This window comes from Flavobacterium sp. K77, from assembly GCF_021608205.1.
Classification (GTDB): Bacteria; Bacteroidota; Bacteroidia; order Flavobacteriales; family Flavobacteriaceae; genus Flavobacterium; species Flavobacterium turcicum.
This window is the reverse complement of record NZ_JAKIHO010000001.1, coordinates 640,860-656,558: the sequence shown is the minus strand read 5'-3', so window position 1 is coordinate 656,558 and position 15,699 is coordinate 640,860. Positions and strand designations below refer to the sequence as shown.

Annotated in this window: 15 protein-coding genes; 11 read left to right on the top strand and 4 right to left on the bottom strand. The window is 36.6% G+C overall.

Going from position 1 to position 15,699, the window contains the following annotated elements; translation table 11 throughout:
* Positions 1-4: 4 nt before the first annotated feature.
* On the top strand, positions 5-391 hold the full coding sequence (gene apaG, locus L1S34_RS02870) for a Co2+/Mg2+ efflux protein ApaG (protein ID WP_166133241.1): 387 nt from the start codon (positions 5-7) through the stop codon (positions 389-391).
* Between the two features lie 286 nt (positions 392-677).
* Positions 678-2,306 carry an L-glutamate gamma-semialdehyde dehydrogenase gene (gene pruA / locus L1S34_RS02865; RefSeq protein WP_166133239.1) on the top strand — a complete coding sequence of 543 codons (1,629 nt, stop codon included), beginning with the start codon at positions 678-680 and terminating at the stop codon, positions 2,304-2,306.
* Between the two features lie 126 nt (positions 2,307-2,432).
* Here the strand turns inward: pruA and rsmG are convergent, their stop codons facing one another.
* On the bottom strand, positions 2,433-3,062 hold the full coding sequence (gene rsmG / locus L1S34_RS02860; protein WP_236362760.1) for a 16S rRNA (guanine(527)-N(7))-methyltransferase RsmG: 630 nt from the start codon (positions 3,060-3,062) through the stop codon (positions 2,433-2,435).
* Positions 3,063-3,168: 106 nt separating this feature from the next.
* Between rsmG and L1S34_RS02855 the strand changes: the two genes are divergently transcribed.
* The 5 genes from L1S34_RS02855 to purT all read left to right on the top strand — a co-directional run bounded on the left by L1S34_RS02855 (position 3,169) and on the right by purT (position 9,739).
* Positions 3,169-4,266: a fatty acid desaturase family protein gene (locus tag L1S34_RS02855; protein WP_166133235.1), complete on the top strand. Its 1,098-nt coding sequence runs from the start codon at positions 3,169-3,171 to the stop codon at positions 4,264-4,266.
* Positions 4,267-4,312: 46 nt separating this feature from the next.
* On the top strand, positions 4,313-5,500 hold the full coding sequence (locus tag L1S34_RS02850) for a pyridoxal phosphate-dependent aminotransferase (protein ID WP_236362759.1): 1,188 nt from the start codon (positions 4,313-4,315) through the stop codon (positions 5,498-5,500).
* Positions 5,501-5,760: 260 nt separating this feature from the next.
* Positions 5,761-7,629 (top strand): peptidase U32 family protein, encoded by a 1,869-nt coding sequence (locus L1S34_RS02845; RefSeq protein WP_236362758.1) that lies wholly within the window; start codon positions 5,761-5,763, stop codon positions 7,627-7,629.
* 154 nt (positions 7,630-7,783) lie between these two features.
* Positions 7,784-8,545 carry a hypothetical protein gene (locus L1S34_RS02840; RefSeq protein WP_236362757.1) on the top strand — a complete coding sequence of 254 codons (762 nt, stop codon included), beginning with the start codon at positions 7,784-7,786 and terminating at the stop codon, positions 8,543-8,545.
* 9 nt (positions 8,546-8,554) lie between these two features.
* A complete protein-coding gene (gene purT, locus L1S34_RS02835; RefSeq protein ID WP_370637575.1) occupies positions 8,555-9,739 on the top strand; it encodes a formate-dependent phosphoribosylglycinamide formyltransferase in 1,185 nt (394 codons plus the stop codon).
* A gap of 106 nt (positions 9,740-9,845) precedes the next feature.
* Here the strand turns inward: purT and L1S34_RS02830 are convergent, their stop codons facing one another.
* The gene (locus L1S34_RS02830) at positions 9,846-10,709 is read right to left on the bottom strand and encodes an AraC family transcriptional regulator (protein WP_236362755.1); all 864 of its coding nucleotides are present in this window, start codon (positions 10,707-10,709) and stop codon (positions 9,846-9,848) included.
* Between the two features lie 91 nt (positions 10,710-10,800).
* On the opposite strand from L1S34_RS02830, the gene L1S34_RS02825 reads away from it, so the two are divergent.
* Together L1S34_RS02825 and L1S34_RS02820 are read left to right on the top strand one after the other, a co-directional pair.
* Positions 10,801-11,163 (top strand): DUF983 domain-containing protein, encoded by a 363-nt coding sequence (locus L1S34_RS02825; RefSeq protein ID WP_236362754.1) that lies wholly within the window; start codon positions 10,801-10,803, stop codon positions 11,161-11,163.
* Between the two features lie 36 nt (positions 11,164-11,199).
* Positions 11,200-11,529 carry a DUF6370 family protein gene (locus L1S34_RS02820; RefSeq protein WP_236362753.1) on the top strand — a complete coding sequence of 110 codons (330 nt, stop codon included), beginning with the start codon at positions 11,200-11,202 and terminating at the stop codon, positions 11,527-11,529.
* Positions 11,530-11,592: 63 nt separating this feature from the next.
* Here L1S34_RS02820 and L1S34_RS02815 read toward each other — a convergent pair whose 3' ends face one another.
* Entirely contained in the window at positions 11,593-13,236 is a 1,644-nt protein-coding gene (locus tag L1S34_RS02815; protein WP_236362752.1) for a hypothetical protein, read from the bottom strand.
* Positions 13,237-13,401: 165 nt separating this feature from the next.
* On the opposite strand from L1S34_RS02815, the gene fabD reads away from it, so the two are divergent.
* Positions 13,402-14,274, top strand: coding sequence for an ACP S-malonyltransferase (gene fabD / locus L1S34_RS02810; RefSeq protein WP_236362751.1), 873 nt, complete (start codon positions 13,402-13,404; stop codon positions 14,272-14,274).
* A 95-nt stretch (positions 14,275-14,369) separates the two neighbouring features.
* The gene (locus tag L1S34_RS02805; RefSeq protein ID WP_166133219.1) at positions 14,370-14,621 is read left to right on the top strand and encodes a hypothetical protein; all 252 of its coding nucleotides are present in this window, start codon (positions 14,370-14,372) and stop codon (positions 14,619-14,621) included.
* 42 nt (positions 14,622-14,663) lie between these two features.
* Here L1S34_RS02805 and galE read toward each other — a convergent pair whose 3' ends face one another.
* On the bottom strand, positions 14,664-15,677 hold the full coding sequence (galE, locus tag L1S34_RS02800) for a UDP-glucose 4-epimerase GalE (RefSeq protein WP_236362750.1): 1,014 nt from the start codon (positions 15,675-15,677) through the stop codon (positions 14,664-14,666).
* Positions 15,678-15,699: the final 22 nt, after the last annotated feature.

The following is a 15,699-nucleotide window of genomic DNA, read 5'->3' as shown; positions in this document are numbered from 1 at the left end:
TAATATGGTTTCTCAAATAACAAGAGGCATAAAAATTTCGGTATTAACTAGTTTTGAAGGTACCTACTTCAAAAACTACAAGATTCACTTTGCCTTTAGTTACGTAATTACTATCGAAAATCATAGTAAGGATTCTGTACAACTTATTACTCGTCATTGGGAGATTTCTGACTCGCTTAATGACCTCGAAATTGTTGATGGCGAAGGAGTAATTGGTAAAAAACCAGTCCTTAAACCAGGAGAACAGCACACTTATAGCTCTGGTTGCCTATTATCATCACCGTATGGCGCTATGAAAGGCTATTTCAACATGATCAACTTCACCACCACTCGAAACTTCAAAGTCATGGTTCCTACTTTTAGACTTTGTGCGCCATTTGCATTAAACTAAATCGCATTATCAGGAGCTCATCCTGCTTTTCGCTACAAGTTTTTTTGTGTTAAGCCCTTTTTTATAGTCCTAAAAAGAGCTTCTTGCAGTCGCTTTTTTAGTCCTTAAAAATGAGGCTATCCACTTCAAAAAGCTTCCCACTTCAATCAGGGCTAAACCTACCATTATACAAAAGTGCACTGTACATAACTTCAAAAAAGTACAAATCTTTAAAGAAACCTTTGTACTTTTGTTTTTAGTTTAAACAACAATACAACACTATTTTTAACCCAATAAAAACATCAATATGTTAAAAGGATTTTTTCACGTACCCAATGCGGTAAACGAACCTGTAAAAAGCTATGCCCCTAATTCGCCAGAACGCGCAGCCGTTTCTGCAGCATACGCTGAAATGTGGAACAACACAGTAGACGTACCCCTTTATATCGGAAACGAAGAAATAAGAACTGGAGATACAAAAAACATGACTGCACCGCACGACCATCAGCATGTGGTTGGTGTGTATCATCAAGCCGAAAAAAAACATATTGAAGCCGCTATTGCCACTGGACTTCAGGCAAAAGAAGCTTGGGCTAATATGGCTTGGGAACAGCGCGCTGGAATTTTCTTAAAAGCAGCAGAATTATTGGCTGGACCTTACAGAGCTAAGATCAACGCTGCAACAATGATTGCACAGTCAAAAACAATTTACCAAGCAGAAATTGATGCCGCTTGTGAACTCATTGACTTTTTACGTTTTAACGTACAGTACATGACACAAATTTACAACGAGCAACCAAAATCTACAGCTGATATGTGGAACCGCGTTGAATACAGACCTCTTGAAGGATTTGTATATGCCATTACTCCTTTTAACTTTACAGCAATTGCCGGAAACTTACCTACAAGTGCTGCCTTAATGGGGAATGTTGTGGTTTGGAAACCTGCAGCAACTCAAGTGTATTCTGCTAACTTATTGATGCAAATTTTCAAAGAAGCAGGTTTACCAAATGGTGTTATCAACATGGTTATGGGAGACTCAGGAATGATTACCGAAACCTTATTGGCTAGCCGTGATTTAGCTGGAGTTCACTTTACAGGATCTACAGGCGTATTTAATGATATTTGGGCAAAAATTGGTACTAATATCAGCAAATACAAAACATATCCACGTATTGTAGGTGAAACTGGTGGTAAAGATTTTATCATTGCACACCCTTCTGCACATTCAAAACAAGTTAGCACAGGAATTTCTCGTGGTGCTTTTGAATACCAAGGTCAAAAATGTAGTGCTGCTTCACGCGTATACATTCCGCAAAGTTTATGGCCAGCTGTACAAGCTGAACTAGAAGCTGATTTAAAATCAATGAAAATGGGATCGCCACAAGATATGAGCAACTTTATCACTGCGGTAATCTCTGAAGGTTCATTTGATAAATTAGCTAAAGCCATTGACCAAGCCAAAGCTGATAGCGATGCAGAAGTAATTATGGGAGGGAATTATGACAAATCAAAAGGTTACTTTATTGAACCAACTGTTATTTTAACTACCAATCCAAAATACGCTACAATGGAAACCGAACTATTCGGACCAGTTGTGACTATTTATGTTTACGAAGATGCTAAATGGGCAGAAACATTGGAATTAGTAGACACTACATCAGAGTACGCTTTGACAGGAGCTGTTTTCAGTCAAGATCGTTATGCTATTGAAGAAGCTACTGTGAAATTACAAAACGCAGCTGGTAACTTCTACATCAATGATAAGCCAACAGGAGCTATTGTAGGCATGCAACCGTTTGGTGGAGCAAGAGGATCAGGAACGAATGACAAAGCAGGATCTATGCAAAACTTATTGCGTTGGACTTCTGCAAGAACCATCAAAGAAACTTTTGTAACTCCAGTTGATTACAGATACCCATTTTTAGGAGAGTAATTTTTAGTCCTAAAGTTTGAAAGTCAAAAGTACTTTAGCAAATAACAAAAAGCCGAATCTAAAAATTTAGATTCGGCTTTTTTTATCTAATTCTTTCTTTAGACTTTATGACTTTTGACCTTAAGACTAAACCGTAAACTTCAACGGCAAATGCACCACTTTTTTAGTCTCAAAAAATTCATCCTCAAAATAATCTGCTAAGTTGTACTCGGTAGCTTTTGGGAAATCTTTTAATTCTTCGGTTAAGTCACCTCCTTTTAGGTAGAGGATTCCGTTTTTCAATTCGTGTTTGTGTTGTTTTTTAATTTTGGTTTTTACCCAAGAAACAAAATCAGGCATATTGGTTACCGCGCGACTTACAATAAAATCGAAATCACCTTTTACATTTTCAGCGCGCATTTGTTCTGCTTTTACATTTTTCAACTCTAAACCTTCGGCAACAGCCTGAACCACTTTTATTTTCTTGGCAATAACATCAATCAAATAAAATCTAGTTTCCGGAAAAAGAATCGCCAATGGAATTCCCGGAAATCCACCACCCGTTCCTACATCTAAAACGTAAGTTCCTGGTTTAAAAGTAATCACTTTGGCAATACCGAGTGAGTGTAAAATATGTTTGGTATACAAAGCATCAATATCTTTTCTAGAAATCACATTTATTTTTTGGTTCCAATCGTGATACAGCGCATCTAATTTTTGAAACTGTTCGATTTGAATTGGTGTCAAATTAGGAAAACACTTAAGAATCTCGTCCATCTCTTCTTTTTTTTAACAAAAGTAATACTTTACAGTTAAAATATTTATGCCAATTTTGTATATCCAAAAATTTATAATAATTACCTTTGAACTTTATCACAATTATATGAATAACACTGCGCCTACTTTTGCTAAGCAAGATAGCTTGAAATTTTTTAGAACACTTAACTCACGGGTTAACAACTACTTTAAAGAAAACAACATTCAAAAAACAGGAAACTGGAAACTGTATTTAAAAACCATCATTTTATTCACTGTTTTTCTTGCGCCTTACTTTTTAATATTAACACTTGATATGCCATTTTGGGCACACCTTTTATTGACAATCGTCATGGGAATTGGTATGGCTGGCGTTGGAATGAATGTAATGCATGATGGAAATCACGGATCCTATTCAAATAAATCATGGATCAATAAATTTATGGGTGGTACCATTTATGTATTGGCTGGAAACGTGTATAATTGGCAAGTGCAACACAACGTACTACACCACACCTACACGAATATTCCGGGACATGACGAAGATTTAGATGCTGGACGTGTAATCCGTTTTACGAAAGAAGCAAAATGGTATAATTTTCACCGTTTTCAACAGTATTACTCTATTTTCTTGTATGGTTTATTGACTTTCAATTGGGCGATTACCACCGATTTTAAGCAAATGCGTAACTACTTAAAAAGAAAATTATCTTACGGAGAAGCTAAAAGTCCAAAAATACTTTGGACAACGCTAATAATTACTAAAGTTATTTATGTTGCTATTTGGATTGCATTACCAATCGTAATTGGAATCACTTGGTGGAAAGTACTGATAGGATTTTTTGTGATGCATTATACTGCTGGTTTGATTTTGAGTGTTGTGTTCCAACTAGCGCATGTGGTAGAGGAAACAATCAATCCTACACCAAACGAATTAGGTGAAATGGACAATACTTGGGCTATTCACCAATTGTTTACCACTACTAATTTCGCACCCAAAAACGCAATCGTAAACTGGTACACAGGTGGTTTGAATCATCAAATTGAGCACCATATTTTCCCAAATATCAGTCACATTCACTACGGGAAAATTGCAAAAATTGTAAAAGAAACGGCGCAAGAGTGCAACTTACCTTACTACGAATACAAAACAATGCGAAGCGCTGTCATTGCTCACTTCAAACATTTGAAAGATTTGGGACAAAACCCAGCAATTACTGCTTAATTCTCAATAGCAGCAAAAGAATAAAACTAACTACAACTATATACTAATGAATCCATTATCCGATAGAATTAACAACTTATCAACTTCGCAAACCCTTGCCATGGCGGCTTTAGCCAGAGAATTAAAAGCACAAGGAAAAGACATTATTAGCCTTAGCCTTGGTGAACCTGATTTTAATACTCCTGATTTTATCAAAGAAGCAGCAAAACGCGCCATAGACGAAAACTACAGTACATATTCACCTGTTGAAGGGTACTTAGAACTTAAAGAGGCGATTTGCAGAAAGTTTAAAAGAGATAATGATTTAGAATATAAACCCACTCAAATTGTAGTCTCTACGGGAGCTAAACAATCATTGTACAACATTGCTCAAGTAATGTTGAATGACGGTGACGAAGTAATTTTGCCAGCTCCGTATTGGGTATCGTATTTCGAAATTGTAAAATTATCAGGTGGCGTTCCTGTTGAAGTTCCAACATCTGTAGAAACCGATTTTAAAATCACACCTGCACAATTAGAAGCAGCTATTACTCCAAAAACAAAAATGATGTGGTTCTCCTCACCATGTAACCCATCAGGATCTGTTTACAGCCGTGAAGAATTAACTGCGCTTGCGGCAGTTTTAGAAAAATATCCAAACATTTACGTAGTTGCTGACGAAATTTACGAGCACATCAATTTTTCAGGAACTTTTTGTAGTATTGCATCCATTCCAGGAATGCTCGAAAGAACAATCACTGTAAATGGTGTAGCCAAAGCTTTTGCCATGACAGGTTGGAGAATAGGTTATATTGGAGCACCTGAATTTATTGCAAAAGCGTGTACTAAAATTCAAGGTCAAGTTACCTCAGGAGCCAACTCTATCGCACAACGCGCTACTATCACCGCTCTTGACGCTGATCCAAGTGTATTGAAAGAGATGGTGAATGCTTTTCATAGTCGCAGAGACTTAGTTGTAGGATTGTTAAAAGAAATTCCGGGTGTAAAAATAAATATTCCTGAAGGTGCTTTTTATGTGTTCCCAGATGTATCTTCTTTCTTCGGAAAAACATTAAACGGAACCGAAATTAAAGACGCCAATGATGTATCAATGTATCTTTTGTCGCAAGCCAATGTAGCTACCGTTACAGGAGATGCTTTTGGAAACCCAAACTGTATTCGTTTTTCATACGCCACAAGCGAGGCCCTTTTAACCGAAGCGCTGTCTCGCATCAAAAATGCATTAACGGTTTAATACCTATACGTACATACCTAAAAGCCTCTTGATCAAACAAGAGGCTTTATTATTTAAAGGCAAAAATCAACGACAAATGAGAGCAAATTTTTGAACATCAATTATTTTGTTTCATGTATTAGCTAATGGCAAAAGATAAAATCCAAAAAATACGGTTTTGAATTAGAAATCTTGAATAATTTATTAGACCTTTGCACACTTTTTTCGGCGAAAGCCAAAAAACCTAATGTTTTAGCAATTAACCCATTATCATCCCAAAGATGAAAAAGAAAATAGAAATTCTAGCACCTGCCAAAGACCTTATTCACGGTATGGCAGCCATTAACGCAGGTGCTGATGCTGTATATATTGGTGCACCGCAATTTGGTGCACGGTCGAATGCCACCAATTCTATCGAAGATGTAGCGGCTTTAGTAAAGTACGCACACCTTTTTAACGCACAAGTTTTTGTGGTTATCAACACGATCTTGTACGATAACGAGCTAGAAACTTGCCGTCAAATGATTTGGCAATTGTATGATATTAAAGTTGATGCTTTAATTGTACAAGACATGGCCATAATGGAAATGGACTTGCCTCCTATCGTGCTACACGCGAGTACGCAAGCCAACAACCGTGATCCTCATAAGATTAAATTCTTGAAAGATGCCGGAATGAAACGCGTCGTTTTGGCTCGTGAATTAAATTTACACCAAATCAAAGAAATTGCGGATACTGCTGATGTGGAATTAGAATTTTTTGTAACCGGTGCACTTTGTGTGTCGTTCAGTGGAAACTGTTATATGAGTGTGGCCAATGGCGAACGCTCTGCAAACCGTGGTTCCTGCGCTCAAAACTGCCGTTTACCGTACAACTTAATCGATGGTAATGGCGACACTTTAATCAAGAACAGTCACTTACTTTCGATTAAAGATTTTGATGTTTCGGATCAAATTCCAAATCTTGTTGAAGCCGGCGTGATGTCCTTTAAAATCGAAGGGCGTTTAAAAGATATCGTTTATGTAAAAAATAATGTTTCGTATTTACGTCAAAAATTAGATGCTTTCTTGGAAGGGAATGAAAACTACACTAAAGCTTCTTCTGGAAAATGCACCTACACTTTTGACTCAGCTTTGAACAAAAGTTTCAATCGTGGATACACTGATTATTTTGTAAACGAAAGACATCAATCTATCGGTTCTTGGGAAAGTCCAAAATCAAAAGGGCAATATATCGGGAAACTAATTCGTACTGTGGGTAACGCTTATGAAATAGAAAACGGCGAATTACTTAACAACGGCGACGGTTTGTGTTACATCAATGAAAATAATGAAGCTGACGGAATTTATGTAAACAAAGTCGAAAACGGCTTGGCTTACCCAAATGTTTTAAAAGAACTAAAAGAAGGCACTTTTATATACCGTAACAACGACGCGGCTTTTATCAAAATTGTAGAGCGTGAAGACAGTGCGGTTCGTAAAATAAGCACCACTTTGCACCTAACCGAAACCGAAAATGGTTTTGAGCTAACTGCTACTGACGAAGATGGTAATGTGAGTACGGTTCAATTGGCGCATCCAAAAGAAAGAACCAAGAACAACGAGTCGATTGAAGAAAACTTTAAAATTAACTTGGCCAAAACGGGTTTCACACCTTACACAGCTGATGAAATTACAATTGCTTTTTCTGAAAATTGGTTCTTACCAATATCTAAAATCAACGAAATGCGAAGAACGGTCTACGAACAACTTTCGGAAACTCGTTTGGCTAATTACAAAGTTGAGGAACACCAATTGGTTAAAACATCGCATCCTTATCCTGAGACAAAACTGGATTTTATGTACAATGTTTCGAACAAACTGGCACGTAAATTCTACGAACGTCATGGCGTTACCGAAATCGAAAAAGCTTTTGAATTGCAATGGGATCCTGGAAAATCACGTGTAATGACTACCAAATATTGCATCAAATATGAGTTGGAACGTTGCCCGAAATACCATCGTGAAAATATGGACAAGAAGGTAAAAGAACCTTTGGTATTAAAACAAGGCGAATTAGAATACAAACTCAAATTTAATTGCAAACCCTGCGAAATGGAAATTTGGGAAAAAGACGCTGAATTCGAAATTGAAGAAGATCATTTTCATTAAAATACAAAACCGATGCTTTATTAAAAAAAGGCATCGGTTTTTTTATTAAATTTGGGCGTGTTCGACGCGGCGAGCGGGCCAACGCTATATCTTTTGTTCCGCTATCGCTTCACAAAAGGATGTCGCTTCTATCCCTCACGCAAATCCCCAAAAAATGAAAATAAAATCCGTACCAATAATTTTAGCTTTGTCACTTTTATCATTTATAAGCTGTCAAAAAGAGCCTAGTTTTGAAAAAGCTATTTCTGATTTGAAAAACAAATTTCCGCAATTAGCGAAACAGAACAATAAAAATATTGAATACAAACTGACAAGAAGTGTAACAAATGGAGATAGAGAATTTCAATTAAAACTATATTCATCTGTAGTGAATGAATATAATGACCCACAGAAGATAATAATTCTTGTCAATCAAGAATCAGAATATTACGCAATACCTTATTTATCAAATACGCAACGAGATTATTGGGAGTTTCCAAATGAGACTCAAATACCTAGTATCAAAAAAACAAATACAACTTTTGAAAAGGAATTAATAAAAGCATTAGATACATTAAATTTGAATGATTCAAAAGGAACTGCTAATATCGTACTTGATGAATTATTTTTTTCACTTTTACATTGTGTAAGAGTAAGTGAAAAAGAAAATAATGAACTACAAGCTATATTTTTGACCTCAAATAATAATATTCCAATCGAAAATAATAATGACTGTAGTGAAAGATTAAAAAAGAACTATTATGCTATTTTCGAAAACAGAAAAAACAAAAAACACATAGGAAATTATACTTTTTGGGATGTTATGAATGCTAGAATATATCAATTTGAAAAATTAGATGGAGTTAAAAACAGGAGAGCGAATCTTACACTAAAAACGTTTAGACAAGATTGTGCTTTCCGTTTAATAACAATGTAAAACTCAATAATCTCTCCCCAACAATTTAAAAAAATGAAAATACTACTCCTCGGCTCTGGCGAATTAGGAAAAGAATTTGTAATCGCTGCACAACGTATGGGGCAAATTGTAATTGCGGTAGACAGTTATGAAAATGCACCTGCTATGCAAGTGGCACACGGTTTTGAAGTCATTAATATGCTTGACGGCGATGCATTAGATCGCATCGTTGCCAAACACCAACCCGATTTTATCGTTCCCGAAATAGAAGCTATTCGCACAGAACGTTTTTATGACTACGAGAAACAAGGTATTACCGTAGTACCATCAGCAAAAGCAGCAAACTTTACGATGAATCGTAAAGCCATTCGAGATTTGGCAGCCAAAGAACTTGGGCTAAAAACGGCCAACTATCGTTACGCCACCACCGCCGAAGAATTGACAAAAGCGGTAGCCGAAGTCGGAATGCCATGCGTGGTAAAACCATTGATGTCTTCTTCTGGAAAAGGACAATCAACCATAAAAACGGAATCTGATATCGAAAAAGCTTGGCAATACGCTGTTGATGGTTCTCGCGGAGATGTGGTAGAAGTAATTGTTGAAGCCTTTGTCAAATTCAATTCGGAGATTACCTTATTGACTGTCACGCAAAATAATAATCCTACGCTTTTCTGCGCCCCAATTGGTCATAGACAAGAACGTGGTGATTATCAGGAAAGCTGGCAACCTGCCCTGATATCCGACAAAGATTTATACGAAGCCCAAGATATGGCCGAAAAAGTTACCGAAGCTTTGGGAGGCGCAGGACTTTTTGGAGTGGAATTTTTCTTGGCGGATGATGGTGTTTATTTCTCAGAATTATCGCCAAGACCACATGATACTGGAATGGTAACTTTGGCGGGAACGCAAAACTTTAACGAATTCGAATTGCATTTACGTGCTATTTTAAGTTTACCTATTTTTGAAATTAAGTTAGAAAAAGTAGGTGCTAGTGCTGTGATTTTAGCATCTGAAAACTCTGAAAATCCGAGTTTTACAGGAATAGAAAAAATTGCCGCTTTACCTAAAACTGATTTTAGAATTTTTGGCAAACCCACTTCAAGACCTTATCGACGCATGGGTGTAGCTTTGGTAAATGATAGTCTTGAAACACCTATTGAAACGGTTGTAGAAAAAGCGAAGAAAGCGGCTAGTTTAGTTACCGTTCATCCGTAATTTACTTTCGGTAATATTTTCAAATCGGGCGCATTCGAGAAGCAACAGTTGGTTTCGACTGCTCCCGACTTTAAAAACGTTTGATAAAACCAAAACTAATTTCCCATTACTTTTTAAAATTGCGGAAGTTCGTTGGTGTCAATCCAGTCTGTTTCTTGAACAATCGCGTAAAATAGGAGTAATCTTCATATCCTAAACGTAATGCGATTTCGTTTACCGTAAAATCTTTGTCAAACAGCATTCGTTTGGCCTCGAGTATAACTCTGTCCGTGATCACTTCGGTGGTGGTTTTTTGGAGTCTTTCGTTGCAAATTCTATTTAAATGTTTCAGTGTTATGTGAAGCTGGGCTGCGTAAAAAGAAGGCGCTTTTTCTGTTTTGTAATGCTTTTCTAATTCGGTTTCAAAAGCTTTAATTTTCACATTGTAGGCATGTGCTTGATGCAAATTCGATTTCTGGTATTTACGGGCAATTTGAATATGAATACAGTCCAAAAGATTCAAAATGAAATCCTTTTGCCAAGGCTGATGAGACTGTGACTCCTCGATAAGTCTTTCAAAATAGGGCACAACAGCAAGTGTTTCGTCAGTTTGCAAAACAAGCTCGGGTTTATTATCCACAGCAGAATAAAAAGGATAGTCGGCAATGTCTTTTTGTCCAAAGTAAAGATTGTAAAATTCCTGCGAGTAAAAAACAACATACCCTTCAACATCTTCGGATAAATGCCAATGGTGAATTTGTCCGGGTTGCATAAAAAACATGCTTCCTGGCTGAATATCAAAAACATCAAAATCAATCTCATGCGTTCCGGAGCCTTGTGTAAAAAATACTAAAACATAAGAGTTATGACGGTGTGGCTCCTCTACAAAACTATGCGTAATTAAATGACTTTTAAAGGTATTGATATACAAACTACTGTTGACTGCATTGCAATTAAACCGCTGAATGTTGTAAATGGGATACTTCGCCATGATATCTAAATGTCTTTATTGTCCTAGAAGTAGCGAAGATAGAAAATACTACGCATAGCAATAAGAAATACCTTTGATAAAAATAAATATCATGTCACACGCTATCGCTCATATCCTAAATAATGATTGTCCTCAGTGTCAAAAAGGTAAGGTTTTTAATGAAAAAAGTATCTTTTTTACTTTTGGTTTCCCTAAAATGAACGAATACTGCTCGCATTGTCATTACAAATTTGAGAAAGAACCTGGCTATTTTTTTGGAGCTATGTACGTCAATTATGGCCTAACAGTGGCGCAAAGTATAGCCACTTATGTTATTGCTCAGTTTTTCTTTCAGGAAAGATTTGATTTGAGAATCATACCCATTATTGCCTTTGTGATAATCGCCTTAGCTTCGTTCAATATTCGTTTGTCACGACTGTTGTGGATTTACATGTTCAAAAACTATTCGATGTAAAAAACAGGTATCTTTGTTTTCTATAACTCTATTACCATGAAAAAAATACTTTGTTTAGTGCTTCTATTTATGACTACGCTTGCCAGCGCTCAGGATAAGAAAGAAAATCAAAAAGCTAAAATTGTAGAAGCTTCTTGTGGTCAATGCCAATTTGGAATGACAGGACACGGATGTGATTTAGCCGTTCGCATAGACGGAAAGTCCTATTTTGTTGATGGCAGTTCCATCGATTCTCACGGAGATGCGCATGCCAAAGATGGGTTTTGTTCTGCTATTAGAAAAGCATCTGTACAAGGAAAAGTGGTAAATAATCGTTTTAAAGCAACTGCCTTTACCCTTTTGCCAAAAGAGAAAAAGAAATCCTAAAAAAATACCCCAACGAGTCGTAAACTTTTTGGGGTGTTTTTTTTTACAGAATAAATTACTCCTTTATTTTGCTTTTGGACTTGTCTTCAAAGTTTTATTGGCGAATGTAGCCACATCAATCACTTCTTCCATATCAACATCAAAAGAAATCATCACGCTATCACCCACCATCGTCACAGGCAATTGATTGGATATTTGCGATGAGCCTACAAAAATATTTGGATAGTCTTTTACTTTGAAATAATAAAAGCTATTTCCGTTTTTTACATCATTTTGAATGCGCGTCACAATAGATTGTACTGATTTTTGAGTCGAAGCACCATTCGGATTTATTTTATTATCTGCCATATTGTAGACATTTTTAAACGAAGTTAGCGTTTCGCGCATGGTATTGCCCACACCTACAATCGTGTAATCTGAAATGGCCACCATAGCAAACATTTTTACCAAACCACCATCATCTTTTAAAGTCATCACGTAGGTTGGAATATTGTTAATGTTATACGGAATTGGCAATGAGGCGCGATAACCTTTTTCTTGAACTTTACCCTGAGCCGAACTTTGAGCTGCAAATTCAGTTGCGCCGCCTTGTTTGTAAAAAGTAGCTTCTTTGGTTCTGGTATCCACCAAAACAAAACCTACCGCCGATTCATCTTTCCCAACTGAAGTCAATCCTGTATACCAATAAGACTTGTTATCTTTACCATACACCAATGTCAAACCCTCTGTGATTTGAAGTTTATCTGCATTCGAAAAATTCCAGTATCCGTGTACGTATTCGCCCCAATCATTTAACTGATCTTCGATAAAGGCCAAAGGCTGAATACGATCAACCCACTTTGGAGTATTGGCGATAGCATACTCGGTAATAGCACCTGACTGCGCATCAACAACCAAGGTTCCTGTGGCTTCTTTTCCTGAAAAACCTATTTTTTTATCGTATTTAGTTACAATCCAAAACGGATTTCCAGCATCGTCAATTTCAAAACTAAAATCAGTCAAACCTACTGTAGCATTTCCGTTAAAGTAAACATGTCTGTGAATATCACTTTGGAAATACGCACCTTGCTGGTACTTAATTTTGACCGCTTTGCCGGCTACGTTCTGCACCAATTTTACATCACGCTCATTGGTTGCTGAAACCATTACATATCCTGCTGTTCCCTCTTGATTGTTGAACCATTTAAAAAAACCAGAGTGTAACAAAGGCGCCACCCAATACAAACTGTTGTTTACTTTTTGAATACAAAAATCGCCCAACTCAACTTGACTTCCTAAAGCTGGTTGCGATCCCAATATTTTTTCGCCCAACAAATGCGCCAATTCTTCGTCAACAACACGAATTTGATCAATAGCGATTGGTGCTATATGATTGGTGATTTTTTGACCATTTTTAACCGGGCCTAATAATTTTTGATACGAATCAGATCGAAACATTTTGAGACTGGCTACAAAAGGTAAAACCGTACAATAACCCAAAACAACCAAAAAAGCATACACTAAAAACCTACTTGGCTTTGAAACGAGTTTAAGCTGATTATTAGAACCTGAAACTGCAAAACCTGCCGAAAACAAAAGAGCCAAAACCACTAAAATAAGCAGAATAAATGCAAAACCCGTAAAACCGTAATTGAAAACGGGTAAATTATTGTAAACCAATAAAAACCCCAAAAACAGTAAAAAAATAATACTAATTGTCTTTTTCATTTTGAAAAGTTATTTGTGTACCTGATTAGTCTTTGTACATCAAAAAGCGTTACACATTTGCTTGCTAAAAAGGAACTATTGATTGATGCAAAAAAATAGTATTTTTGCAGCGAGATAGAGTCGTAAATTCTATCCATAGTAATTTTCAATCTTTAAAACAAACACATGAAAGCATACGTTTTTCCTGGGCAAGGCGCACAATTTACAGGTATGGGTAAAGACTTGTACGAGAGCAGTCCTCTTGCAAAAGAATTATTTGAAAAAGCGAACGAAATTTTAGGATTTCGCATTACCGATATCATGTTTGAAGGAACTGCCGAAGCGTTAAAAGAAACCAAAGTAACACAACCAGCTGTTTTTTTACACTCTGTAATTTTAGCTAAAACTTTAGAGAATTTCACTCCAGAAATGGTAGCGGGACATTCTCTTGGCGAATTCTCTGCACTAGTTGCTAATGGCGCTTTATCTTTTGAAGATGGTTTAAAGCTAGTTTCTCAAAGAGCTTTAGCTATGCAAAAAGCTTGCGAAATTACTCCTTCAACTATGGCCGCTGTTTTAAATTTAGACGATAAAATTGTTGAAGACATTTGTGCTTCTATCGATGGTGTTGTAGTAGCTGCAAATTACAACTGTCCTGGACAATTGGTGATTTCTGGTGAATACAAAGCTGTTGAACTAGCATGCGAAAAAATGAAAGAAGCGGGTGCCAAAAGAGCCTTGATTTTACCAGTAGGTGGTGCTTTCCACTCTCCAATGATGGAGCCAGCTCGTGAAGAATTAGCTGCAGCTATTGAGGCCACTACTTTTTCAACTCCAATATGTCCGGTGTATCAAAATGTAACTGCAAATGCCGTTTCGGACCCGAACGAAATCAAGAAAAATCTAATCATTCAATTAACAGCTCCTGTAAAATGGACGCAATCTGTACAGCAAATGATTGCTGATGGAGCAACCTTATTTACCGAAGTTGGTCCTGGAAAAGTACTTGCTGGGTTAATTGGAAAAATCAATAAAGAAGCAGCTACAGCCAACGCATAAGCTACTTTTCAGTTTATAAAAAATTCTCATAGGCATGCGTTTATGAGGATTTTTTTTATATCTTTAAAATATACAAACCCATAAATTAATAAAATATGAAAAAAGTAATTTTAGGAATAGCCTTTTTAGCATTAGTATCTGTATCTTGTAAAGAAGAAACAAAAGAAAAATTAGACGATGCAAAAGATGCTGTAGGAGTTGAACTAGAGCAAAAACTAGATACTGCTGAAGTTAAAATGGACAAAGCAGTAGATACTCTACAATCAAAAACTGGAAAAGCACTTGAAAAAGGTGCAGCAAAATTAGATGAAGCGGCTGCAAAAATGAAAGAAGCAGCGAAAAAATAAATCAATAAAAAAAGGCAGTCTTTGTAGACTGCCTTTTTTCAATTATGCTCTTACTTTCTGTTCCCATTTCCAGGCACTTGCCATGGCTTCTTCTAGTGTTGATTGTGCTTTCCAACCTAAAACCTCATTAGCTCTTTCAGTACTAGCATAGGCTGATGTAATGTCTCCTTCGCGTCGACCTACAATTTTATAAGGCAACTGCTTCCCACTTACTTTCTCGAAAGTTTCAATTACTTCCAGAACCGAACTTCCGGTACCGGTACCTAAATTGAACGTCTCAACTTTGGTTTGATTTTTCTTATTCAATAAGCGCTGCAATGCAATAACATGGGCTTTCGCCAAATCAACTACGTGAATATAATCGCGAATGGCAGTACCATCAGGCGTAGGATAATCGTTTCCATAAACTGATAATTCTGCTCGCAATCCCATTCCGGTTTGCGTAATAAAAGGCACTAAGTTTTGTGGAACACCCAATGGCAATTCTCCAATTTCAGCTGATGGATGCGATCCAATTGGGTTGAAATAACGCAATAAAATCGCGTTGATATTGGTAACTTTGGCTGTATCTGTAATAATCTCTTCCCCTATTTGTTTGGTATTTCCGTACGGAGACATAGCTGTTTGAATAGACGCATTCTCAGTAATAGGCATCGTTTCGGCTTGACCGTAAACCGTACAAGACGAACTAAAAATAAAATTGGCTTCTGGTTTTTGTTGTAATTCCTGCAACAGGTAAATCAAAGCACTGATGTTGTTTTCATAATATAACAACGGATTTTCAACACTTTCGCCCACCGCTTTTGAAGCCGCAAAATGTATTACCCCTGCAATATCATCATGTCTTTTAAAAAAATCTTGAACTTTATCTTTTTCTCTTAAATCAATTTTTTCAAATGCAGGCTTTACTCCGGTAATGTTTTGAATTCCATCTAATACATCCAAAGAAGTGTTCGATAAATTATCAACAACCACAACTTCGAATCCTTCGTTTTGTAATTCAACAACGGTATGTGATCCTATAAATCCTAAACCTCCTGTTACTAGTATTTTCATAATAAATTATTTTATAAGTGTA